The sequence below is a fragment of the Bradyrhizobium sp. CCH5-F6 genome (assembly GCF_001556045.1).
Lineage (GTDB): Bacteria > Pseudomonadota > Alphaproteobacteria > Rhizobiales > Xanthobacteraceae > Bradyrhizobium.
This window is the reverse complement of record NZ_LSIC01000018.1, coordinates 53,946-77,151: the sequence shown is the minus strand read 5'-3', so window position 1 is coordinate 77,151 and position 23,206 is coordinate 53,946. Positions and strand designations below refer to the sequence as shown.

Below are 23,206 nucleotides of genomic sequence, written 5' to 3'. Positions count from 1 at the left end.
CCTCCGATTTAATTGAACAATGTTCATATTAGTATCAACACAATGAACAATGTTCAATGGAGGCTGCTACGGCTCTACCTTCGCGGTTATGCCTTTGGAATCATTTGATTATGAGTCACACCGGTAGCACGTTCGCCCAAATTGGGGGCGCGCGGCCGGCGCAGGTCTCGCTGACCGCGAAAGCGCGCCCCAGAAGCGCGCGCATCCTGGGTGAACTGGATCCCGGCGCGCCCGACGCATCCGGGACGCGAGACTAGGCCCCGATCTCCGCCACGATCCTGCCCGTGGTCACCTGCTCGCCTTCGGCAACGTCGATCGCTGCGACGACACCGTCGATGCCGGCCTTGTGGACGTGCTCCATCTTCATCGCTTCCAACGTCATGACCGGCTGGCCCGCGGTGACGCGGTCGCCCGGCTTGACCAGCACCGCGACGACGCGGCCGTTCATGGCGGCGCGCACCTTGCCGTCGCCGCCATTGCTCGCGGCCGCCTTCGGCGCGGCCAGCGTGAGATCATTCACCGCAAGGGGGATGCCGCGATGCTGAAGGTAGAGCCGGTCGCCATCGCGCAGGAATTTGGCGCTGTCCATCACTCCGTCATGGCGGAAACGAACCGCATCGCCATCGAGCTGTTCGATCTCGAATCTGTCCTGACGGCCGTCGCCGGCGACGGTGTAGCTGCCATCGCGCTCGCGCGTGACTTCGAGCTCGTGCGCGTGGCCGGCGATTTCGATCTTCGCCGGCAGCGGAAAGGAGGCGGCGAGGCTCCGCCCACCCTGCCATGACGGCGCACGCGGGTTGGTGACGTAGAGCAGGAGCCCGGCCAGTGCAGTATCGAATGCGGCGTTCGCAGAGGGCGCCAGCAGCTCCTCGCGATGTGCGCCGATGAATGCCGTCGTCGCCTCGCCCCTGGCAAACCCGGGATGGCGCAGGCAGGACATCAGGAACGCCTGATTTGTGGTCACGCCAAACGCGGTGAGCTGCTCGAGGCCGACGATCAGCCGTCCCCTCGCCTCCTCGCGATTGACGCCGTGGCTGATCACCTTGGCGATCATGGAATCATAGAACGGCGGAATCTCCGAGCCCGATTGCAGCGCATGCTCGACGCGGATGCCGTCGGGCACCTGCCAGCACGCCATGCGCCCGGACTGCGGCATGAAGTCCTGTCCGGCGTCTTCCGAGCACAGCCGCACCTCGATGGCGTGGCCTGTGAAGCGGATGTCCTGCTGCTTCACCGGCAATGGCTCGCCACGCGCGACGCGCAGCTGAAGCTCGACGAGATCGAGCCCGGTGATCGCCTCGGTCACGGGATGCTCGACCTGGAGGCGCGTGTTCATCTCCATGAAGTAGAACTCGCCGCTCGCATCGAGCAGGAATTCCAGCGTGCCGGCGCCCTCATAACGCAGCGCCTTCACTGCGGCGACGGCGACCTCTCCCATCCTTGCCCGCAGCTCCGGCGTCACGGCGGGCGACGGCGCCTCCTCGATCAGCTTCTGGTGCCGCCGCTGCACCGAGCAATCGCGCTCGCCGAGATGTATGGCGTTGCCGTGGCTGTCGCCAAACACCTGGATTTCGATATGGCGCGGGTTCTGGATGGCGCGTTCGAGAATCACCGTGGGATCACCGAACGCCGCCTTGGCCTCCGACCGCGCGCTACGCAGGGCATCAGGAAATGACGCAGCATCGGCAACGAGCCGCATGCCGCGCCCGCCGCCGCCGGCAACCGCCTTGATCATCACGGGAAAGCCGATCTTTCTGGCTTCCGCCAGCATGACCTCGTCGCCCTGCTCGGCGCCTTGATAGCCGGGCACGATGGGCACGCCGGCCTTCTTCATGATTTCCTTGGCGCCGGCCTTGTTGCCCATCGCCGCGATCGCCTGCGGCGACGGCCCGATGAAGACGAGACCTGCATCCTTGCAGGCCTGCGCGAACTCCTCGTTCTCGGCCAGGAAGCCGTAGCCGGGATGGACAGCGTCCGCGCCGCTGGCCTTGGCGGCGGCGATGATCGCGGGGATGTTGAGATAGGACTGCGCCGGCAAAGCTTCGCCGATGCGCACGGCCTGGTCGGCCTGCCGTACATGGAGCGCGTCGCGATCGGCATCCGAATAGACCGCGACGACGCCTAGGCCCAAGCGCCGCGCGCTGCGCATCACGCGCAATGCGATCTCGCCGCGGTTGGCGATCAGGACCTTGAAGAACGGCCGGTGCTGCACTGATCCGTTCCTCATGGCCGGGCCACCGAGAACTGCATGCGCTGGGGTGCGCGCGCATCGCCCTCGCGGCAGATCGCGAGCACCTCGGACAGCACCGCGCGGGTGTCACGTGGGTCGATCACGCCATCGTCGAGCACGCGCGCGCTGGTCGAGAACACGTCCATCTGGCCGTCGAACACGCCGACGATCTGCGCCTTCATGGCCTCGAGCTTGTCCTTCTCGATCGGCTTGCCGCGGCGCGCAGCGGCGGCTTCCGTCACGATCGCCATGGTCTCGGCCGCCTGCTCGCCGCCCATCACCGCGGTCCTGGCATTGGGCCAGGAGAAGCAGAAGCGCGGATGGAAGCCGCGCCCGCACATGCCGTAATTGCCGGCGCCGAAGGAGGCGCCGCAATAGATCGTGATCTGCGGCACCGTGGCCGAAGTGACCGCCTGGATCATCTTCGAGCCGTGCTTGATCATGCCGGCCTCTTCGTAGGATTTGCCGACCATGTAGCCGGTGGTGTTGTTCAGGTAGAGCAACGGCGTGCGGGTCTGGCAGCAGGCCTGGATGAAATGCGTCGCCTTGTTGGCGCCGGCGGGATCGAGCGGCCCGTTGTTGGTGATGATGCCGATGGCCTGCCCTTCGATGCGGGCATGGCCGCAGACGGTGGCGGGCCCGTAGTTCGGCGCCATTTCGGTGAAATCGGAATCGTCGATGATGCGCGCGATCACCTGCTTCATGTCGACCGGGCGCTTGTGGTCCATCGGCATGATGCCGAGCAGCTCGTCCTGGTCGTAGCGCGGCGGCTTGAACTCGGGAGCCGCCCGGCCCGGCCGCTCCCATTCCAGCGCGGCCATGATCTCGCGGGCGATGCGCAGCGCGTCACGATCGTCCTCGGCGAGATAGTCGCCGAGGCCGGAGACCTGCGTGTGCATCTCGGCGCCGCCGAGCTCCTCCTCGGTCGCGATCTCGCCGGTCGCGGCCTTCAGCAGCGGCGGCCCGGCGAGGAAGGCGCGGGTGCGGCCACGGACCATGACGATGTAGTCGGAGAGACCGGTCTGATAGGCACCGCCTGCGGTGGACGAGCCGTGCGTGACCGTGACGACCGGCAGGCCCGCTGCTGACAATCGCGCGAGGTTGCGGAAGATGTTGCCGCCGCGAACAAAATCCTCGACACGGTAGCGCAGCAGATTGGCTCCGGCGCTTTCGACCAGCTGGACGTAAGGCAGCTTGTTCTCCAGTGCGAGCTCCTGCACCCGCAGCGTCTTGTCGAGGCCATAAGGCTGGAGCGCGCCGGCATCGATGCCGGCGTCGTTGGCGCTGACCATGCAGCGCACGCCCGAGACGAAACCGATGCCGGCGATGACGCCGCCGCCCGGCACGCTCTTGGCCGCATCGGGCACGTCGAACATGTAGCCCGCGAGCGTCGACAGCTCGATGAAGGGCGCACCGGGATCGAGCACCAGCGCGACGCGCTCACGCGGCAGCAACTGTCCGCGCTTGTGGAAGCGGTCCTTGGCTGCGGCCGACGCTGCCCGTGTGCGCTCTTCCAGCGCGCGCATGCGGTCGATCAGCGCGAGCATGCCATCGCGGTTGGCCTGGTAGGCGGCGCTGCCGGGGGAAACGGTGTTTTCGATGAGAGACATGACTTGACCCTGCTCGTCATTGCCCGGAGCGAAGCGACGAAGCAATCCAGACTGCATCCGAGGAGAGATTCAGGATTGCTTCGCTTCGCTCGCAATGACGGGTGAGGCGATACCTTACCTGTTCGTCCCAAAGATCTTCCGCGCCTCGGCGGGGCTCGCGATGTCGCGGCCGGCACGCCGCGCGCAGGCGGCGATGGCTTCGATCAACTGGCCGTTCGAGGTCACCTTCGTGCCGTCGGCGAGATAGAAGGTGTCCTCGAGGCCGGTGCGCAAATGGCCGCCGAGTTCGGCGCAGCGCTGGTGCAGCGGCCAGATCTCCTCGCGGCCGATCGCGGTGACCTGGAAATGCGCCTCGGGGCGCTTCAGCTTGATCAGGATCGGCAACAGCTCGGGATCAGCAGGCATGCCGGAGGCGACGCCCATCACGAAATTATACTCGAGCGGGCCGTTGTACATGCCGACCTGGCGATACATGCCGACGCAGCGGACGATGCCGACATCGAAGCATTCGAACTCGGGGATGGTGCCGACCGCGTTCATGACGTCGAGATAGTCATTCACCTTCTCGACCGCATTGTCGAACATCATCGGCGGCCAGGCCCAGGTGTTGTCGGCCTTCACTTTCAGGTAATTCAGTGAGCCGGCATTGCAGGCGGCGATCTCCGGCCTGGTCTCGCGGATGCAATCGAGCGCGCCACTGTAGTTCGGGCCGGAGACCCCCGAAGTATGGTTGATGATCACGCCCGGGCACGCCTCGCGGATCGCTTGCTGAATTTCCTTGCTGACAGCGACCTCCCAGGACGGCAGATGCCCCTTGCCCGGCGCCTGCTGGCGCAGATGGATGTGCATGATGGACGCGCCGGCGTCGAATGCAGCCTTGGCCTCGCGCGCCATCTGCTCGGGCGTCACAGGCACGTTGTGCTGCTTCGGGTCGGTGAGCACGCCGTTCAGCGCGCAGGTGATGACGGCCTTGTCGCTCATGCCAATAATGTCTCGCACGTTGAGAATTCAACGCTTGCGATCATGGGGTGGGTGGCATGCGGCTTCTTGCGCGGAGAAGCTGGAAAAAACGACGAATTCGTAGGGTGGGTTAGCCGAAGGCGTAACCCACCACTTCTGTCGCCGCGAAAACCAAAGAGGTGGATTACGCCTTCGGCTAATCCACCCTACAAACCGATCAACTCGCCTCTGCGAGCCGCACCGTCTCGGTGCTGCGATAGATCGCCAGATCGCGCGAGCCGACGAAGATCGCGCGCGGCTTCAAGCCGTAAAAGCGCCGGATCGAATGGCTGAAATGGGTCGAGTCGGGATAGCCGATGTCTTGCGCGAGATGGGCGAGATTGAGATCCTGGTTGGCGAAGTGCAGCAGGTGCCGCGCACGCTTCCAGGCACGGAACGAGCGGAACGAGATGCCGGTCTCCTCCTTGAAGAGGTGCAGGAAGCGCGAGGCCGAGAGTCCAGCCTCGGCGGCGCAGGTATCGGCGGTCACCGGCTCGCCGGAGAAGCGCTCAATGCGCGCAACCGCACGCATCACGCGCGGATCGAGCACGCGGCGCGGCAGGGCCTCGCCAAAACACATCTCGTCGAATTCGGCGGTGGTGATGTCGCCGTAGCGGCGCTGGCGCAGCAGCGCGTAGGCGGCAAGGATCTTGCGGGCGTAGGCGGCCTTGTCCGGCCCCCGGAGCCGCTCGGCCAGTGCTTCGATCACGCCATCCGGCATGCTTTCCGGCTCCAGCGTCACGCTGATCACAGTGCGATAGTCGCTGGCGATGGTGTGCCGCTGGTTCGGCAGGGTGACGATCAATTCGTCCGACGTCTGGACGTCGTCGATCGTCAGATGCAGGCTGCCCTTCACCGCGACATAGACATGGCAGCAACCGGGGGTCCGCTTGCGGGGCCGGCCCAGCAGGCCCGCATAAAATACCCGCTCCGGCGTGATCAGCATCAGATGGTCGGATTCGCGACCTTTATCTTCCATTGGGGTCCTCCTCGCGCGGCTCTCTGGCCGCTGCGGACGGAGGTCACCTTAGCGGAAATTTGGCCGCTGTCACGACAGGATAGCGCTGTCATGGAAACATGCATCGTCGTTCCGTGGCGGTCCGCAGGACCGAGCCCGGAACTTCGAGATTCCGGGCTCGATGCTGCGCATCGCCCCGGAAGGCGGAAACTTACGCCCTCGCCCTCGGCGCAACATTCTGCTCGGCACCGGCCTTCTGTTCCGCAGCAACTGCACGCTTGAAACCGTCGCGCTGCTGCAGGCGAGCCCAATAGGCTGCGACATTTGGCCCGAAATCCTTGGCGAGCCCGATGTTGCTGGCCAGACGAAGCGCATATCCGATGACAATGTCAGCGGCGGTGAAGCGGCCCGCGCACAAAGTTTCGGCATTCGCCGTGGCTGCCTCGACGGCGCGCAGTCTTCCCAAGAACCATTTTGCGTAGTCGGTAGCTACCTGCGGGTTGCGGCGCTCCTCCGGTTCGAGCTGGGTGTATCGGAGAACCAGCGTCTGTGGGAAGGTTAACGTGGCGTCGCTGAAATACATCCAGTTCAGGAAGGCGCCATAGGCTGGATCCTCCGGTCCGACCATCAACGGCGTCGGGCCGTATTTGACGCCGAGATAGTGGCAGATGCCGGAGGATTCGGTCATCTTCGTCTCGCCGTCGACCATGAAGGGAATCGTGCCCAGCGGATTGATCGCGAGATACTCTTTGGCGAAGACGCGCGGCGGGAACGGCAGCATCTTCAGCTCGTAGGGCAGCCCCATCTCTTCCAGCATCCAGAGCGGACGAAACGAGCGCGCGGCGTCGCAGTGATAGAGCGTGATCATCAAGCACTCCCTTTGCTGCCGGGCAACGTGCCCATCATCTTGCACAGGACCATCAGCATGACCTCGTCGGCACCGCCACCGATCGAGGTCAGGCGGCTGTCGCGATAGGCACGGCTGACCGGCGTCTCGTTGGTAAAGCCCATTCCGCCCCAATATTGCAAGCAGGCGTCGGTGAGTTCGCGGCCGAGGCGGCCGGCCTTCAGCTTGGCCATGGTCGCCAGCCTGGTCACGTCCTCGCCCGCCACCAGCTGCTCGGCGGCACGATAGATCAGCGCGCGCAGCAGCTCGACCTCGGTCTGCATCTCCGCCAGCTTGAAGTGCACGACCTGATTGTCGAGGATGCTCTGGCCAAAGGCCTTGCGGTTGCGGGTGTATGTGATGGTCTCGTTGATGATGTATTCGTGCGACTTGAGGCAGGCGGCCGCGCCCCACAGCCGCTCCTCCTGGAACTGGATCATCTGGTAGGTGAAGCCCTTGCCCTCCTCGCCGATGCGGTTGCGCTTGGGCACGCGGACATTGTCGAAGAAGATCTGCGCGGTGTCGGACGAGCGCATGCCCATCTTGTCGAGCTTGCGGGCGACGGTGACGCCCTTGCTCTTCATGGGCACGCAGATCAGCGACTTGTTGCGATGAACCGGCCCGTCGCCGGTGTTGGCGAGCAGGCAGATCCAGTCGGCCTGCGTGCCGTTGGTGATCCACATCTTGCCGCCGTTGATGACGTAGTCGTCGCCGTCAGAGCGCGCCTGGGTCTTGATCGAGGCGACGTCAGAGCCGGCGCCGGGCTCGGAGACGCCGATGCAGGCGACGTAATCTCCGGCAATCGAGGGCGCCAGAAACTCGCGCCGCACCTCGTCCGAGCCGAATCGTGCCAGCGCGGGCGTTGCCATGTCGGTCTGCACCCCGATCGCCATCGGCACGCCGCCGCAGGTGATCGCGCCCAGCTCCTCCGCCATCATCAGCGCGTAAGAGTAGTCGAGGCCGGAGCCGCCGAACTCGACCGGCTTGTTCAGCCCGAGGAAGCCGAGATTGCCCATCTTCTTGAACAGCTCGTGCGCCGGAAAGATGTCGGCCTTCTCCCATTCATCGACATGAGGATTGATCTCGTTGGCGATGAATTTCTGCAGGGATCGGCGGATATCGTCGTGGTCGGTGGTAAACAGCATTTTATCCTCTCGTCATTCCGGGGCGCGAGGCGCAAACACGGAATCCATTCTTCTACGACATCTGCGGCTCGATGGATTCCGGGTTCGGCGCTACGCGCCGCCCCGGAATGACGGTGTCCGTCACAACCCCATCTGCCTCGACGCCAGATCCTTCATGATCTCCTCGGTGCCGCCGCCGATGGCGTTGACCTTGACCTCGCGGTAGATGCGCTCGGCCTTGATGCCGCGCATGAATCCGGCGCCGCCGAAGATCTGCACGGCTTCCGAGGCGCAGAAGGCCATGGTCTGCGTCGCCTGGTTCTTCATCATGCAGATTTCCGCCACCGGGCTTTCGCCCTGCTCGAGCCGCCAGGCCAGCATCTCCAGCATCGCCTGCGAGGCCGCGACCTTCTGTGCCATATCGACGATCTTGTGGCGAATCACCTGATGCTGGGCCAGTGGCTTGCCGAAGGTCTTGCGCTCTTTCGCGTAAGCAATCGCCTCGTCGAGGCAGACTCGCGCAAAGGCGGTACAGCTCGCCGCCATGCCCATGCGCTCGCTGTTGAAGTTCTGCATGATGATCTTGAAACCCTGGCCTTCCTCGCCGATCAGGTTTTCGGCCGGGACGCGGCATTCGTCGAAATGCAGCGTCGCGGTGTCGGAGGCCCACCAGCCCATCTTCTTCAGCTTCGTCCGCGACAGGCCGGGCGTGTCGCCTTCGATCAGCAGCAGGCTGACGCCGCCGGCGCCCTCGCCACCGGTGCGCACCGCCACGGTCAGATAATCGGCGCGCATGCCCGAGGTGATGAAGGTCTTCTCGCCGCTCACGACGTAGTGATCGCCGTCACGCCGCGCCCGGGTGCTCAGGTTTGCGACGTCGGAGCCGCCGCCCGGCTCTGTGATCGCGAGCGCGGAGATCTTCTCGCCGGACAGCACTTGCGGCAGCACGCGCGCCTTCACCTCCGGTCGAGCCGCGCGCGCGATCGGCGGCGAACCGATGGTGTGGCTCATCAGGCTGGCACTGACGCCGCCGGCGCCGGCGCGCGCCAGCTCCTGGCTGGCGACGATCTTCATGAACTGGTCGGCGGCGATCCCGCCATATTCCTCGGGAAAGTCGAGCCCCAGAAGGCCGATCTCGGCCGCCTTGCGATAGAGCACGCGCGGGAATTCACCGGCCTCGTCCCACTCATGGGCGAACGGGGTGATCTCCTTCTCGACGAAACGGCGCATGACGTCGCGGAAGGCGTCGTGCTCGGCGGTATAGAAAGGGCTCTTCATTGCAGTCTCGCCCTGTTGGCGGATTCGCTCGTCCACCATGGCTGGAACATTTGCCATTCACTTGCGCAGAGTGGCTGCCCGCAGAAGCCGCTCCACCGCAGCCTATGGCCTAGCAACTCCACGCAAGACGATTTTCGTCCCGCACAGGCTAACTCTGGCTCAAAAGAAACGTTGCTGCACAGACTCTGGCCGGCGCCAGCGCCACGCCGGGCATCGCGCACAGGTAGCAAGACGGAGGGCGGCACCGACCGCCGAGGGAGGAATTCTTGGCCGTTCGTTACTACGATTGGATCGCCCATCATGGCCGCCGCACGCCGAACAAGGTTGCGGTGATCGACCTCGCGAGCGAGCGCCGCTTCAGCTACTCGCAGCTCGACGCCCGCGTCTCGCGCCTTGCCTCGTTCCTGCGCCACACGCTCAACGTTTCGCGCGGCGATCGTGTCGCGGTGCTGGCGCTGAACACGACCGATACGCTGGAGGTGCAGTTCGCCTGCGGCCGGCTCGGCGCCATCTTCGTGCCGCTGAACACGCGCCTCACCGTTCCCGAGCTCCAGTTCATCACTGCCGACTGTGCGCCGAAGGTGATGATCCACGACACAGATCTGGCCGAGACGGCGCTCGCCGTCGCAAAGCTCTGCAACGTTGCCACCAGCCTGCTGCTCGGCCCGAGCGGCACCTACGAAGCCGGCATCGCTGCCGCGAAGCCGCTCGACCGCGCCGAAGAAGTCACGCTCGATGACGTCTCCACCGTAATGTACACCTCGGGCACGACGGGCCATCCGAAGGGTGCGACCATCACCCACGGCATGACCTTCTGGAATTGCGTCAATCTCGGCGGCCCCGCCTGCATCGGACCGGCCTCGGTGCTGCTCACGGTGCTGCCGCTGTTCCACACCGGCGGACTCAATTGCTACACCAATCCGGTGCTGCACGCCGGCGGCACCGTGATGATCATGCGCGCCTTCGATCCCGGCACCGCGCTCGGCCTGATCAACGATCCCGCGCAGGGGATCAACGTGTTCTTCGGCGTACCCGCGATCTACCAGTTCATGGCGCAGCACCCGGCCTTCGCGACGACCGATCTCAGCCGGCTGATCGTCGGCGGTGTCGGCGGCGCGCCGATGCCGGTGCCGCTGCTCAAGGTCTGGGAAGCACGCGGCGTTGCGCTTCAGCAGGGCTACGGCATGACCGAGACGTCGCCAGCCGTGCTGGTGCTCGACCGCGAAGACGCCGTGCGCAAGGCCGGGTCGGCCGGGAAACCGGTGCTGCACACGGAAGTGCGCATCGTCCGCCCCGATGGCAGCGATGCCGATGTCGGCGAGCTCGGCGAGCTCTGGGTCAAGGGCCCCAACATCACGCCGGGCTACTGGAACAGGCCGGAAGCGAACAAGACGTCTTTCACCGACGGCTGGCTGCACACCGGCGATGCGACCCGGGTCGACGAGGAAGGCTTCTACTACATCGTCGATCGCTGGAAGGACATGTACATCTCCGGCGGCGAGAACGTCTACCCGGCCGAGGTCGAGAACGTCCTGCACCAGCTCACGGCCATCGCGGAGGCTGCCGTGATCGGCATTCCCGATCCGCAATGGGGCGAGGTGGGCCTTGCCATCATCGCGGTCAAGCCGGGACAAAAGCTGACGGAGGCTGAGGTCCTCGCCCATTGCGCGGCCAATCTCGCGCGTTTCAAATGCCCGCGTCAGATCAGCTTCGTCGAGGCACTGCCGCGCAACGCCACCGGCAAGATCCACAAGCCGACCCTACGCAAGGAGTTCTCGGTCGCCTCCGAGGTCGACAAGAAGGTCGCGAATGCCTGACCAAAGCGCCCCTTGCGGGCGCTTTTTTTTGAAGTGCCTATCCAAACCATAAGAAACCTCAAGGAATTTCCATGAACAAGAAGAAACTCGCCCTGCTCGCCGCGGCAACAACCCTGACCTTGCTCTCTGTTCAGGGCGCCTTCGCACAGAAGAAATACGACACCGGCGCCAGCGACACCGAGATCAAGATCGGCAATGTCGAGGCCTATTCGGGTCCCGCTTCCGCCTACGGGATCATCGGCAAGACCGAAGAAGCCTATTTCAAGATGATCAACGACCAGGGCGGCATCAACGGCCGCAAGATCAACTGGATCTCCTATGATGACGGCTATTCGCCGCCCAAGACGGTGGAGCAGGTCCGCAAGCTGATCGAAAGCGACGAGGTGTTCCTCGTCTTCAACGCGCTGGGCACGCCGACCCAGACCGCCGTGCAGAAGTACCACAACGCCAAGAAGGTCCCGCAGCTCTTCCTCGCAACCGGCGCCAGCAAGTGGAATGACCCCAAGGGTTTTCCCTGGACCATGGGCTTCCAGCCGAGCTATCGGGTCGAGGCGCGGATCTTCGCCAAATATATCCTGCAGGCGAAGCCGGACGCGAAGGTCGCGATCTTCTATGCCAATGACGATTTCGGCAAGGACTACGTCGCCGGCATCAAGGAGATCTTCGGCGACAAGGCCTCCTCGCTGATCGTGGCGGAGGAGAGCTACGAGACCACCGAGCCGTCGATCGATTCCCACATCGTCAAGCTGAAGGGCACCGGCGCCAACGTCTTCGTCAACATCTCGACGCCGAAATTCGCGGCACAGGCGATCAAGAAGATCGCCGAGCTCGAATGGAGGCCGATGCACGTGATGACCGACGTGTCGATCTCGATCGGCGCCGTGATGAAGCCGGCCGGGCTCGATGCGTCGGAAGGCGTGCTGTCGGCGAGCTATCTGAAGGACGCATCGGACCCGCAATGGAAGGACGACGAAGGCATGAAGAAGTTTCTCGCCTTCATCGACAAGTACATGCCGGGCGCCAACGTCTCCGACACCAACATCGTCTATGGCTATGCCGCCGCGCAGACCCTGGTTCAGACCTTGAAGCAGTGTGGGGACAACCTGACGCGGGAGAACGTGATGAAGCAGGCCGCGAGCCTGAAGGATTTTGCGCCCGACACGCTGATCCCCGGCATCAAGATCAACACTGGCGCCAACGACTTCGCGCCGATCGAGCAACTCAAGATGATCCGCTTCAAGGCCGGTCAGTGGGAGCTCTTCGGCGACATCATCAGCGCCGAGACCGGGGGTTAGCTCGCATCAGCTGAGCATTGCCCAGCCCAGATAGCGGCCGAAAAGGCCGCTATCTTTTTGTCTGCAAACGAGGTCGAAGCGAGGCTACGCCGGCAAGAACAGCGCGAAGGCCTCATCCACCGTGCGGCGCAGATGCTTTCGATACAGGACGTAGTTGCCGTCGTCGGGCGCAACCCGCCCCAAGGACGGCTTCGGAATATTCCTGAGCGGCACGTAGGCGATGGGCGCGGCGATCGGCGTGAGCTGCGAGCCGGGCCCGGCGCGGAGCGTCGAGATGATGCCGTACATCTCGCCGGCAACCGTCGGCCGCGACACCGTGATCACGCGATGCTGACCGTGCTTGATGATGACGAGGTAGATGAAGCCGGACTGGTGGGGAACGGCGACCTCACCGGTGTGCTCGTAAGCGGCATCAGTCCGATCGCCCTCGCGGAAGACCAGCGAAGAGACTTTCGGCTCCCAGGCGATCTCGGTGCGATAGGCGAAGATTGCATCCTTGTCGCCGAAAGACGGCCGCAGGGTGATGTAGACGTCCTCGAGCCAAGTCACCGCGCGATGGGCATAGGAGCCGAGACTGTCGGGCGCGACGTCGTTTGCCGCCGGAGGCGTCACGGCGACGGTACTTTTGCGCAAGGAGACGCCCAGCGCCTGCTCCAGCCGGACCGTCGTCGCCAGCGTGAACGGCCGGCGACCGCCGAGCACCTTCTCCAGCGTCGACAGGCTGAGCTTGGCCTGCTCGGCCAACGCCTGCCGGGAGATCCGGCGTCTGGCGAGCTCCTCGCGGATGGTTTCGGCGATCTCGCGACTCTGCTCTTCCGAGAGCTGCTTGTCGGTGAGTTTATCCTGCGTATGCATCGTTAGCCCTGCTCCAGCGCCGTCACTCTAGCAGGCCGGACAAACCAGCACAAAACCGCACATGGCCGCCGCGTCCGCATCCTGCCCGGGCCGGCCACGGCAGAACATTGCCGATCATTCTGCTCGCGAAAAGCTGCCCTGCCGACGGATGTTGAGGCCAGCAAACATGCTTCGGGAGCAAGAAAATGGACACCTACGACACGGCCGAGATCGACGAACATCCCCTGTTGAGCCGCGTCATCAAGGTCGGGCTGTTCCTTCTGGCGCAGGGCATCGCAGTGATGCTGGTCGCCTTCCTGGCCCTTCTGGTGAGCCTGGGAGCAAGTTGGTCGGCAACGACCGAACAGGCAAGCCTGCTCCAGCCCGGCGATACAAGGTCCGGCACCCTGCTCTTGAAGGAGGACGGCGCCTACACCGAAGCGATCCGCCTCGGCATCGACGTTGAGGTCACGGTCTCGGGTCCGACGTTGCGCGCCCGGGTTACGCAGATCTTCCGCAATCCGACCAAGGATTGGGTCGAGGCGACTTACGTCTACCCGCTCGCGAGCGGTGGCGCCGTCGATACCCTGAAGATGGTGGTCGGCGACCGCGTCATCGTCGGCGACATCAAGGAACGGCAGCAGGCTCGCGTGATCTACGAGCAGGCGCGTCGCACCGGCCAGAAGGCTGCGCTCACCGAGCAGGAGCGGCCGAACATCTTCACCAATTCGGTGGCCAATATCGGCCCCGGCGAGACCGTTCTGGTCCAGATCGAGTACCAGGAGCCGGTGCATCAGGCCGGAAGCGAATATTCCTTGCGCCTGCCGCTCGTGGTCGGACCGCGCTACAATCCGGCGCCAATCGTGCAGAGCGTCGACTTCCGCAAGGACGGCTCGGGCTGGGGCGCAGCGACGTCAGATTCGGTTCCGGACCGCGACCGCATCTCGCCTTCCGTGCTGGATCCCGCCAGGAATGCGCCGGTCAATCCGACCAGCATCACCGTGCGCCTGAAAGCCGGCTTTTCGCTCGGCGAGGTCACGAGCCATCACCACGACGTCAAGGTCGAAAGCCCGGACGATGCGACGCGCCTCGTCACGCTCGCCGACGGGACCGTCCCCGCCGACCGCGATTTCGAGCTGACCTGGAAGCCGGCTGCGGAGAAGGCGCCGTCGGTCGGCCTGTTCCGCGAGCGCATCGGCGGTGCCGATTACCTGCTCGCCTTCGTCACCCCACCCACCGTCGAGCAGGCGACGCAGAAGCCGCAATCACGCGAGGTCGTGTTCGTGATCGACAATTCAGGATCGATGGGCGGCACGTCGATTGTCCAGGCCAAGGCCAGCCTCACTTACGCGCTCTCTCGTCTCCAGCCGACTGACCGATTCAACGTGATCCGTTTCGACGACACCATGGACACGCTGTTTCCGGCCTCCGTGCCGGCGGACACGGCGCACGTCGGCGAGGCGACCTCGTTCGTCAGCGCCTTGCAGGCGCGCGGCGGAACAGAGATGGTACCGGCGATGCGCGCTGCGTTGGCCGACAAGCTCGGCGACAACGGCATGGTCCGCCAGGTCGTGTTCCTGACCGACGGCGCGATCGGCAATGAGCAGCAATTGTTCGAAACGATCACCGCGATGCGCGGCCGTTCGCGCGTGTTCATGGTCGGCATCGGATCCGCACCCAATACCTATCTGATGACGCGCGCCGCCGAGCTGGGCCGCGGCGCCTTCACCCATATCGGCTCCGTCGAGCAGGTGGAGGAGCGCATGCGCGGCCTGTTCGCCAAGCTCGAGAACCCGGCCGTGACAGGCCTCACCGCAAACTTCTCGGAGAGCACGGCAGATGTCACCCCGGCGATCATTCCCGACGTTTACCGCGACGAGCCCCTGGTGCTGGCGGCGAGGCTGGACAAGCTCGCAGGCTCACTCGAGATCAAGGGACGCGTCGGCGACCGCCCGTGGACGGTGACGATACCTCTGCAAAGCGCCGCCGAAGGCAAGGGCCTGTCAAAGCTCTGGGCCAGGCGCAAGATCGCCGATGCGGAAGTCGCGCGCACCCTGCGCGAGTTGACCACTGAGGAAGCAGACAAGGCGATCCTGGCGCTGGCGCTCGACCACCAGATCGTCACGCGACTGACCAGCCTCGTCGCGGTCGACAAGACGCCGAGCCGCCCCGAGGGCGCGCCGCTCAAGCTCAGCGAGCTGCCCATCAACCTGCCCGCCGGCTGGGACTTCGAGAAGGTGTTCGGCGAGCGACCCCAGGTCCCGACGCAGCTGCGTGAACGCCATGCCGATGCGCGCAGCCAGCCGGAGCTGAGGCGGCCTGCGCCTGCCGCGCCCGATGCGATCCGCCTGCCAAAGACTGCAACCTCGGCCGAGCTGAAGATGATCGCAGGCCTGGTCCTGATCGTGCTCGCCCTGATCCTGTTCGTGTTCAACCGACGTCGGCCCTTGCTCACCGACGTCGCTTGAGAGAGCAGCCCCCCGAACTCCTCTGCTTCAGCGCGCGCGGCTGCCCGTCCCCTGCACAACGGCCGCGCGCGCCTTTTTCCTCAGACTCAGAGCGTGTGGAACGATGCCCCGCCTCATCTCTCCGCTGATTCTCACGCTTGTCGGCCTCTTCCTATTCGGCGACGGCGCCTACATCCACGCCAAGGCATGGCTCGCGCAAATGCTGCTGGAGCGCGCGTTCGACAGGAGCATTGCGACGGGACAGGCGGTCAAGCCATGGTCGTGGGCCGACACCTGGCCGGTCGCGCGGATCGAGGTGAAGCGGATCGGCGCCAGCGCCATCGTGCTGGAAGGCGCGAGCGGACAGGCGCTGGCTTTCGGGCCCGGCCATATCCAGCATACGGCCGATGCGGGAGAACGCGGGACTGCCGTGTATGCCGCCCATCGCGACACTCATTTCCGCTTCCTGCGGAACATTGCCATTGGTGACGTCATCGATGTCACACGCATCGATGGTCGACATTTTCGTTACCGCGCAGATTCCTCGGCCGTGGTCCGTTTCGATGCATCCGGCATCGATCCCACGGCGCGGGGCTTCGAGCTCATTCTCGCGACCTGCTGGCCATTCGACGCCGTCACGCCCGGCCCTGGGCGCTACATCCTGCATGCGACATTGATCGGAGCCGACGGATAGAGCGCCCACCGGACGCGCGATTCGCGCTCATGCACGCTTCATTCCACCACACGGCATGACGCCCACATGGTTGCCACCCCGAAGGACTCGCCATAGAACAGAGCGACGCGCCACCAAACAAGAACAAGCGGTGAGGTCACGCCATGGAAGCCCATGTGTCTACAGCGTCCGCGTCCCGCCCATGGTCTCCGCCGCCCGACGCAAGCGACATCGTCAAGGGCATCCACGCCATGCTGCACCCGCGCAACATCGTGCTGGTGGGCGCGACCGACAAGCCAGGCAATTACGCCGAACGCATCTGGAACAACCTGACCAAGTACGGCTACGAGGGCGGGCTCTATCCGGTCAACGCCAAGCGCGACGCGATCTGGGGCGTGCCCTGCTACAAGGATTTTGCGAGCCTTCCCGAGAAGCCCGATCACGTCCTCGTGCTGGTGCCTGCTCGCTTCGTTGTGCAGGTGATCCGCGATGCCGCCGCGGCCGGCGCACGTTCGGCCACCATCGTCACTTCGGGCTTCAGCGAGCTGCAGGACGAGGAGAGCCAGAAGCTCGCCGCCGAACTGCAGGCGGCCGTGCGCGAGACGGGGCTTGCCGTCACCGGTCCGAACTGCCTCGGCAATTTGAGCGCCGGCGAGAAGCTCTTCACCAACATCGACGATCGAATCGTCACCATGGAACAAGGCGCGGTGGCGATCGCCGGCCAATCCGGCGCCATCGTCATGGCGATTCGCCAGGCGCTGGAGGATCGGGGTGTCGGCGTTGGCTACATGGTGACCACAGGCAACGAGGCTGGCCTCGAGACGCCGGACCTGATGCGCTATTTCGCCGAGGATCCCAGCATCAAGGTGATCGTCGTCTACCTCGAAGGCGTGCGCAACACCAAGGCGTTTCGCGATGCCTGCAAGGCGGCGCGCGCCGCGAGCAAGCCCGTGATCGCGCTCAAGCTCGGCACGTCCGAAGGCGGCCGCGCCGCGGCGATGGCGCATACCGGCGCGCTGGCAGGTTCGATCGAGACATTCGACGCCATTGCAACGCGCGAAGGTGTCATTCGGGTCGGCGGGCTCGACGAACTGATCGAGACCACCGAGTGCTTCGTCCATGCAGCCGTGCCCAAGGGCGATCGTCTCGCCGCCGTCACGCTGTCCGGCGGCAAGCGCGGCATGCTGATCGACGCCTTCCATGCCGCAGGCCTGAGCTTCGCGCCACTGAGTCCGCATGTCAGCTCGGAGCTGGCGAAGATGCTCGGGCCCGGCTCGATCGTCGGCAATCCGCTCGACGCCGGCTTCGCCGCGGTGGTCGATCCATCGGTCTACATGAAGTCGATCAAGCTGATGATCGACGACCCCGATATCGACATCGTCATCGTCGATGCCGAGCTGCCGAAAGCGCCGCACGAGCTGCGCGAGCGCAATTTGCGCATCGTCAACGAGATGGCGAGCGAGGCCGGCAAGCCGGTGATCTATATCAGCGCGATCTCGATCGGCTTCACCGAATTCACCAAGGACTTGCGCAAGTCGCTGCCGTACCTCGCGGTCATGCAGGGCATGGACCGCGCGGTGACCGCGATCAAATCGCTGCTCGACTATGCGAAGCTGCGCAAGGAGGTTCCCGACGTCGTCCCGAGTTCGAAACCCACCGCGCGCGCCTTGCTGGAGAAGACGTTGAGATCAGCAACTGGCGCCGCGCTCGACGAGGTCGCCTCGAAGAAACTGCTCAAGGCCTACGGCATCCCGATCTCGAAGGAAGCGATCGCGCAGACCGCGGCGGAGGCGGTGAAGATTGCGAAGCAGATCGGCTTCCCGGTCGTGGCGAAGGTCGTCAGTGCGGAGATCCTGCACAAGTCCGACATCGGCGGCGTGGTGCTGAATCTCAACAGCGCGGCCGAGGTGAAGAAGGCATTCACCGACATCACCGCACGCGTCAAGAAGCTGAAGGGCAAGCCGAAGCTCGACGGCATCCTGATCGCACAGCAGGTCAAGGCCGATCTCGAGCTCGTGGTCGGCGCCTCGCTCGACGCCGAGATGGGGCCGGTCGTGCTGTTCGGCACCGGCGGCATCGACATCGAGCTGATGAAGGACGTCGCACTCGCCGGCGCGCCGCTGGACGAGGGCGAGGCTCGCCTTTTGATCGGCCGCACCAAGGCCGGCATCAAGATGCGCGGCTATCGCGGCAAGCCGGCCCTGCACGAGGCCTCGGCGGTGAAAGCGCTGGTCGGCCTGTCCAATTTGATCGCGGATGCCGGCAACCGGATCGCCTCGATCGACATCAACCCCTTCCTGATCAACACCAGGACAGGCGTGGCCGTCGATGCGCTGATCGTGTTGAACAATGCCGCGGCCAAGCGCGCGGCCGGGCATTGAGGATGTCGCAGGGCGGATTGGCGGCAGCGCAGCCCGCCAATTCGGTCCATCCAAGCGCGACGCATTGGCTGGGTTACGCTTCCCTAACCCGCCCTACCTAGAATCGCGGCCATTCGAGCACCTTCCAACCATCCCGCTTTGGCCGTAGACTCAGCCCCATGGCACGCGCGAGCAATCTTGTGATCGGCACGGCGACGCTGGCGGCGATCGCCGTAGCGTTCGGCGGCGTCCTCGGCGCGCAGAAATGGCGCAGCATCCAGAGCCGCAGCCAGTTGCGCGTCGTGTTCGAGGGCGGTTCCGCCAGCGGCCTGCGCCGTGGCGGCCCGGTCAATTTCGACGGTGTCCCCGCGGGGCAGATTCTGTCGATCAAGCTGGACAGTCCGCGCAGGATCGTGGCGCTGGTGATGGTCGACAACAGCGCGCCGATCCGCAAGGACACCGTCGCGGGCATCGAGTTTCAGGGCCTCACCGGCATCGCCGCGATCTCGCTGATCGGGGGCGCGCCTTCCGCGCCGCCGGTGCCTCTGGACTTGGACGGCATCCCCATCCTGACCGCCGATCTCAGCGACGCCGAATCGATCGTCGACACCTTGCACAGCGTCGACCGCACCATCGTGAGCAACGCCCCCGCGATCAAGGAGGGGCTTCGTACATTCGAGGCCTCCACCGGCGATCTCAGGAGCAAGGGCGGGGAGATCGATTCCGTGATGGCCAAGGTCGACAGCGCCTTCGCGGGCTTCGACAAGGCGGTCAGCAAGATCGAGGGCGCGGTACCCGGCTTCGTCGACGGCAAGGCCGACGAGCTGTTCGAAAAGATACAGGAACTGCACGAGCTCGCCGCCACCATGAAGAAGAAGTCGGCTGGCTACATCGAGGATATCCGCCGCTCGCTGCTCGACGTCAGCGAGACCGCCAACAAGATGGCGGGAACGCCGGTCGCACCGCGCCCCCCGCGCAGACCCACGGAACAGAAGCGCTAGTACCCGCTACATGGCACCCGACATCCGGCGTACGAGCGGGTAACGTATCCCAGCATTGCTCAGTAGTTGCTTGGCGATGATCCGTTCGGGATGCCGTCGATCGGGCACTCGTCGGTGCCCGGCGTCGCGCGGGTCATCGCCTCGACCATGTCGCGGGTGCCTTCGGGATCCTTGATCCAGTTCTTGTAGAAATCATACGGGCACGCCGCGACGCCGCGCGGGCTGTCGCCGGAATTGATCATGCCCGTGTAGCCGCGATGGACCAGCTTGTAGAGATGATTCTGTGACTGGCCGTTGCGGCGCGCATCGCGGATCAGATGTTTCGAGAGCTGGGCGTACTGGATGCCGTAATCCTCCTCGCCGCACTCGCCGAGGGTGCGGCCGTCGAAACCGATGATCGCTGAATGGCCGAAATAGGAATAGACGCCGTCGAAGCCGGCGGCGTTGGCGACTGCCACATACACGTTGTTGGCCCACGCCATGGCCTTGGAGATCATGACCTGCTGCTCCTTGGCCGGATACATATAGCCCTGGCAACGCACGATCAGCTCGGCGCCCTTCATGGCGCAGTCGCGCCAGATCTCCGGATAATTGCCGTCGTCGCAGATGATCAGGCTGACCTTGAGCCCTTTCGGCCCCTCGGAGACGTAGGTGCAATTGCCGGGATACCAGCCCTCGATCGGCACCCACGGCATGATCTTGCGGTACTTCTGCACGATCTCGCCCTTGTCGTTCATCAGGATCAAGGTGTTGTAGGGCGCCTTGTGCGGATGCTCCTCGTGGCGCTCGCCGGTCAGCGAGAACACGCCCCAGACCTTGGCCTTGCGGCAGGCCTCGGCGAAGATCGCGGTTTCCTCGCCCGGCACCATGGATGCCGTCTCGTACATCTCCTTGGAGTCGTACATGATGCCTTGCGTGGAATATTCCGGGAAGATCACGAGGTCCATGCCGGGCAGGCCGAGCTTCATGCCAACGATCATGTCGGCGATCTTGCGGGCGTTATCGAGCACCTCGGCCTTGGTATGCAGCCGGGGCATCTTGTAATTGACCACCGCAACGCCGACCGTGTCGTTGCTGCTGGAAATATCGCCGTGAAGCATGTTGACCGCTCCTGTACTTGACTCGTTGTTCTGGGTCGCCGCCGATCGGGCGGTCGCGTGGGTTAGTGACTGATCATCCAGGGCCGCGCCGTCGGAAAGCCTTTGGCTCCGCTCCTGGTCTTCGTCATCAACCGCGCCGGCTTCTTTCGGTCCGGCGAGCTCTTGTCCTTGACGGTCTTGCCGGGGGAGCAACAGCCGCAGCCCGGACCATGCGAGGCCTTGTATTGCGCCAGCGTCTGCGGCGCGTGCGTGCTGCGCTCGTTGACGGCGTGCGCCTTGCGCTTCTCCGCCGGCATGCAGAAGAAATTCGGCGCGGTCAGGATCACCCGCGGCGCAAGCGCCTCGCAGTGCGGACAGCTTTGCGGATCGTCGCATTCCGCCATCGGGCGCAGGTCCTTGAAGGGACCGCAGTCGTCACAGAGATATTCATAGACCGGCATCGCATCATCCCCACGCTCTTGTCTGTTCAAACCATCCGGCGGCGGGTGCGGGGCGGCACAAGACGCGCCGTCCCGCACCCGGTCGCGCAGGGACTATTTGTCCGGCGAGATCGGCATCTGAATGTCGCCCTTGATGTGCTTGATCGGGCCTGCCGAAGACGGCATCACGTCGAAGTCGAAGATCTCCGTCGGCAGCCACAGCGTGGCGCAGGCATTGGGTACGTCGACCACGCCGGAGATGTGGCCCTGGCACGGCGCTGTGCCGAGGATCGAGTAGGCCTGGGCGCCGGAATAGCCGAACTTCTTCAGGTACTCGATCGCGTTCAAGCAGGCCTGGCGGTAGGCGATGTGGACGTCGAGATAGTGCTGCTTGCCGGCCTCGTCCACCGAGATGCCTTCGAAGATCAGATAGTCCTTGTAGTTCGGCGTAATCGGCGACGGCTTGAAGATCGGGTTCTTGATTCCGTATTTCGACATGCCGTCCTTGATCACCTCGACCTTCAGATGCAGCCAGCCGGCCATCTCGATCGCGCCGCAGAAGGTGATCTCGCCATCGCCCTGGCTGAAATGCAGATCGCCCATCGAGAGACCCGCACCGGGCACGTAGACCGGGAAGTAGATCTTGGAGCCGCGCGAGAGATCCTTGATGTCGCAATTGCCGCCGTGCTCGCGCGGCGGCACCGTGCGCGCGCCCTCCGCACCGATCTTGGCCTTGGCATCGCCCTTGGCGCGGCCGCCATGGGCGGTCGGCGCGAACGGCGGATTGGCAAGACCGGGCACGCGGGTCGGATTGGTCGAGATCAGCTCGGCCTCGCGCTTGTTCCACATCTCCAGCATCTTCGGATCGGGCAGACAGCCGATCAGGCCGGGATGGATCAGGCCGGCGAAGTTGACGCCGGGCACGTGGCGGGACGAAGTGTAGAGGCCCTTGATGTCCCAGATCGATTTCTGCGCCAGCGGAAAATGATCGGTGAGGAAGCCGCCGCCGTTCTGCTTGGAGAAGAAGCCGTTGAAGCCCCACAGGCTCTCCTTGAGCGGACCGACATCGAGCAGATCGACGACGAGGAGGTCGCCGGGTTCGGCGCCCTTGACGCCGATCGGACCCGAAAGGAAGTGCACGATCGACAGGTCGATGTCGCGCACGTCGTCGGCGGAATCGTTGTTCTTGATGAATCCGCCGGTCCAGTCATAGGTCTCGATGATGAAATCGTCGCCGGGATTGACCCAGGCCACGATCGGGATGTCGGGGTGCCAGCGGTTGTGCACCATGTCGTTTTCATAGGCCGATTTGGTGAGATCGACCTTGATCAGTGTCTCTGGCATCGAGAGGCTCCCCTTTTACACGGTTGGTTAGACGGACAGATATTTGGAGACCTGCGCGGCATCGACGGCGTCACGCGGGTCGTCGCGCACGATCTCGCCGTTCTCGATCACCAGCACGCGGTCGGCAATGTCGAGCGCGAAGCTCAGGACCTGTTCGGACACGACGATCGAGAGGCCCTTCTCGTCGCGGATGCGCTTCAGGGTGCGCGCCATCTCCTTGATGATCGAGGGCTGGATGCCTTCGGTCGGCTCGTCCAGCAGCAACACTTTCGGCTTCGTGGCGAGTGCGCGCGCGATTGCGAGCTGTTGCTGCTGGCCGCCGGAGAGATTGCCGCCGCGGCGCCCCTTCATCTCGAGCAGGACCGGGAACAATTCGTAGATGTCAGCCGGAACCTCCGACCCGCCGGAGACGACGAGGCCGGTCTCGATGTTCTCCTTCACCGTCATGGTCGAGAAGATCATGCGGCCCTGCGGCACATAGGCGAGGCCTTTGGCGACACGCGCGTAGCTCGGCAAGCTGCCGAGCTCGGCACCGTCCATGCTGACGGATCCGCTCTTTGCCGGCAGGATACCCATCAGCGACTTCATCAGCGTGGTCTTGCCCATGCCGTTGCGGCCCATGATCGCCACGATTTCCTTCGGCGCGACCTTGACGTTGAGCCCGTGCAGCACCTCGCTCTGGCCGTAGGCGACGTGGAGATCGGAGATAGCCAGCATCAGCGTCTTCCTGGTTCAGAGTGAATGGTGAGGCACGAACGCCTTCCTTCTCCCCTTGTGGGAGAAGGTGGCGCGGACGCAGTCCGCGACGGATGAGGGGTTTGCATCCGCGGA

General features: G+C 64.4%; 18 protein-coding genes. 6 read left to right on the top strand and 12 right to left on the bottom strand.

Annotated elements, in window-relative coordinates; translation table 11 throughout:
• Nucleotides 1–253: 253 nt before the first annotated feature.
• The 7 genes from AX729_RS04070 to AX729_RS04040 all read right to left on the bottom strand — a co-directional run bounded on the left by AX729_RS04070 (nucleotide 254) and on the right by AX729_RS04040 (nucleotide 9,085).
• The gene (locus AX729_RS04070; RefSeq protein ID WP_061020623.1) at nucleotides 254–2,227 is read right to left on the bottom strand and encodes an acetyl-CoA carboxylase biotin carboxylase subunit; all 1,974 of its coding nucleotides are present in this window, start codon (nucleotides 2,225–2,227) and stop codon (nucleotides 254–256) included.
• Nucleotides 2,224–3,840: an acyl-CoA carboxylase subunit beta gene (locus tag AX729_RS04065; RefSeq protein WP_061020622.1), complete on the bottom strand. Its 1,617-nt coding sequence runs from the start codon at nucleotides 3,838–3,840 to the stop codon at nucleotides 2,224–2,226. Before AX729_RS04065 ends, AX729_RS04070 begins: the two co-directional genes overlap by 4 nt.
• A 114-nt stretch (nucleotides 3,841–3,954) precedes the next feature.
• Nucleotides 3,955–4,821, bottom strand: a complete 867-nt coding sequence (locus tag AX729_RS04060; RefSeq protein WP_061020621.1) for a beta-keto acid cleavage family enzyme — start codon at nucleotides 4,819–4,821, stop codon at nucleotides 3,955–3,957.
• A 196-nt stretch (nucleotides 4,822–5,017) separates the two neighbouring features.
• The gene (locus tag AX729_RS04055) at nucleotides 5,018–5,818 is read right to left on the bottom strand and encodes a helix-turn-helix domain-containing protein (RefSeq protein WP_061020620.1); all 801 of its coding nucleotides are present in this window, start codon (nucleotides 5,816–5,818) and stop codon (nucleotides 5,018–5,020) included.
• A gap of 190 nt (nucleotides 5,819–6,008) precedes the next feature.
• Nucleotides 6,009–6,665, bottom strand: coding sequence for a glutathione S-transferase family protein (locus AX729_RS04050; RefSeq protein WP_061020619.1), 657 nt, complete (start codon nucleotides 6,663–6,665; stop codon nucleotides 6,009–6,011).
• On the bottom strand, nucleotides 6,665–7,828 hold the full coding sequence (locus tag AX729_RS04045) for an acyl-CoA dehydrogenase family protein (RefSeq protein ID WP_061020618.1): 1,164 nt from the start codon (nucleotides 7,826–7,828) through the stop codon (nucleotides 6,665–6,667). The genes AX729_RS04050 and AX729_RS04045 overlap by 1 nt, the downstream gene beginning before the upstream one ends.
• Nucleotides 7,829–7,948: 120 nt before the next feature.
• Nucleotides 7,949–9,085, bottom strand: coding sequence for an acyl-CoA dehydrogenase family protein (locus tag AX729_RS04040; RefSeq protein ID WP_061020659.1), 1,137 nt, complete (start codon nucleotides 9,083–9,085; stop codon nucleotides 7,949–7,951).
• A gap of 266 nt (nucleotides 9,086–9,351) precedes the next feature.
• Between AX729_RS04040 and AX729_RS04035 the strand changes: the two genes are divergently transcribed.
• Both AX729_RS04035 and AX729_RS04030 read left to right on the top strand, forming a co-directional pair.
• The gene (locus tag AX729_RS04035) at nucleotides 9,352–10,902 is read left to right on the top strand and encodes an acyl-CoA synthetase (protein WP_061020617.1); all 1,551 of its coding nucleotides are present in this window, start codon (nucleotides 9,352–9,354) and stop codon (nucleotides 10,900–10,902) included.
• Nucleotides 10,903–10,973: 71 nt separating this feature from the next.
• Nucleotides 10,974–12,197, top strand: coding sequence for an ABC transporter substrate-binding protein (locus AX729_RS04030; protein ID WP_061020616.1), 1,224 nt, complete (start codon nucleotides 10,974–10,976; stop codon nucleotides 12,195–12,197).
• Nucleotides 12,198–12,281: 84 nt separating this feature from the next.
• Here the strand turns inward: AX729_RS04030 and AX729_RS04025 are convergent, their stop codons facing one another.
• The gene (locus AX729_RS04025; protein ID WP_061020615.1) at nucleotides 12,282–13,052 is read right to left on the bottom strand and encodes a helix-turn-helix transcriptional regulator; all 771 of its coding nucleotides are present in this window, start codon (nucleotides 13,050–13,052) and stop codon (nucleotides 12,282–12,284) included.
• Between the two features lie 185 nt (nucleotides 13,053–13,237).
• Between AX729_RS04025 and AX729_RS04020 the strand changes: the two genes are divergently transcribed.
• The 4 genes from AX729_RS04020 to AX729_RS04005 all read left to right on the top strand — a co-directional run bounded on the left by AX729_RS04020 (nucleotide 13,238) and on the right by AX729_RS04005 (nucleotide 19,512).
• Complete coding sequence (locus AX729_RS04020; protein ID WP_061020614.1) at nucleotides 13,238–15,499, top strand: marine proteobacterial sortase target protein; 2,262 nt, start codon at nucleotides 13,238–13,240, stop codon at nucleotides 15,497–15,499.
• Between the two features lie 103 nt (nucleotides 15,500–15,602).
• Nucleotides 15,603–16,172 carry a class GN sortase gene (locus AX729_RS04015; protein ID WP_061020613.1) on the top strand — a complete coding sequence of 190 codons (570 nt, stop codon included), beginning with the start codon at nucleotides 15,603–15,605 and terminating at the stop codon, nucleotides 16,170–16,172.
• Between the two features lie 143 nt (nucleotides 16,173–16,315).
• Nucleotides 16,316–18,532: an acetate--CoA ligase family protein gene (locus AX729_RS04010; RefSeq protein WP_061020612.1), complete on the top strand. Its 2,217-nt coding sequence runs from the start codon at nucleotides 16,316–16,318 to the stop codon at nucleotides 18,530–18,532.
• A 158-nt stretch (nucleotides 18,533–18,690) separates the two neighbouring features.
• Complete coding sequence (locus tag AX729_RS04005; protein ID WP_061020611.1) at nucleotides 18,691–19,512, top strand: MlaD family protein; 822 nt, start codon at nucleotides 18,691–18,693, stop codon at nucleotides 19,510–19,512.
• Between the two features lie 59 nt (nucleotides 19,513–19,571).
• Here the strand turns inward: AX729_RS04005 and AX729_RS04000 are convergent, their stop codons facing one another.
• The 4 genes from AX729_RS04000 to urtE all read right to left on the bottom strand — a co-directional run bounded on the left by AX729_RS04000 (nucleotide 19,572) and on the right by urtE (nucleotide 23,092).
• Complete coding sequence (locus AX729_RS04000; RefSeq protein WP_061020610.1) at nucleotides 19,572–20,612, bottom strand: aliphatic amidase; 1,041 nt, start codon at nucleotides 20,610–20,612, stop codon at nucleotides 19,572–19,574.
• Nucleotides 20,613–20,674: 62 nt separating this feature from the next.
• Nucleotides 20,675–21,052 carry an FmdB family zinc ribbon protein gene (locus AX729_RS03995; protein ID WP_061020609.1) on the bottom strand — a complete coding sequence of 126 codons (378 nt, stop codon included), beginning with the start codon at nucleotides 21,050–21,052 and terminating at the stop codon, nucleotides 20,675–20,677.
• Nucleotides 21,053–21,145: 93 nt separating this feature from the next.
• Complete coding sequence (gene fmdA / locus AX729_RS03990; protein ID WP_061020608.1) at nucleotides 21,146–22,375, bottom strand: formamidase; 1,230 nt, start codon at nucleotides 22,373–22,375, stop codon at nucleotides 21,146–21,148.
• 27 nt (nucleotides 22,376–22,402) lie between these two features.
• Nucleotides 22,403–23,092 (bottom strand): urea ABC transporter ATP-binding subunit UrtE, encoded by a 690-nt coding sequence (urtE, locus tag AX729_RS03985; RefSeq protein ID WP_061020607.1) that lies wholly within the window; start codon nucleotides 23,090–23,092, stop codon nucleotides 22,403–22,405.
• Between the last annotated feature and the right edge of the window lie 114 nt (nucleotides 23,093–23,206).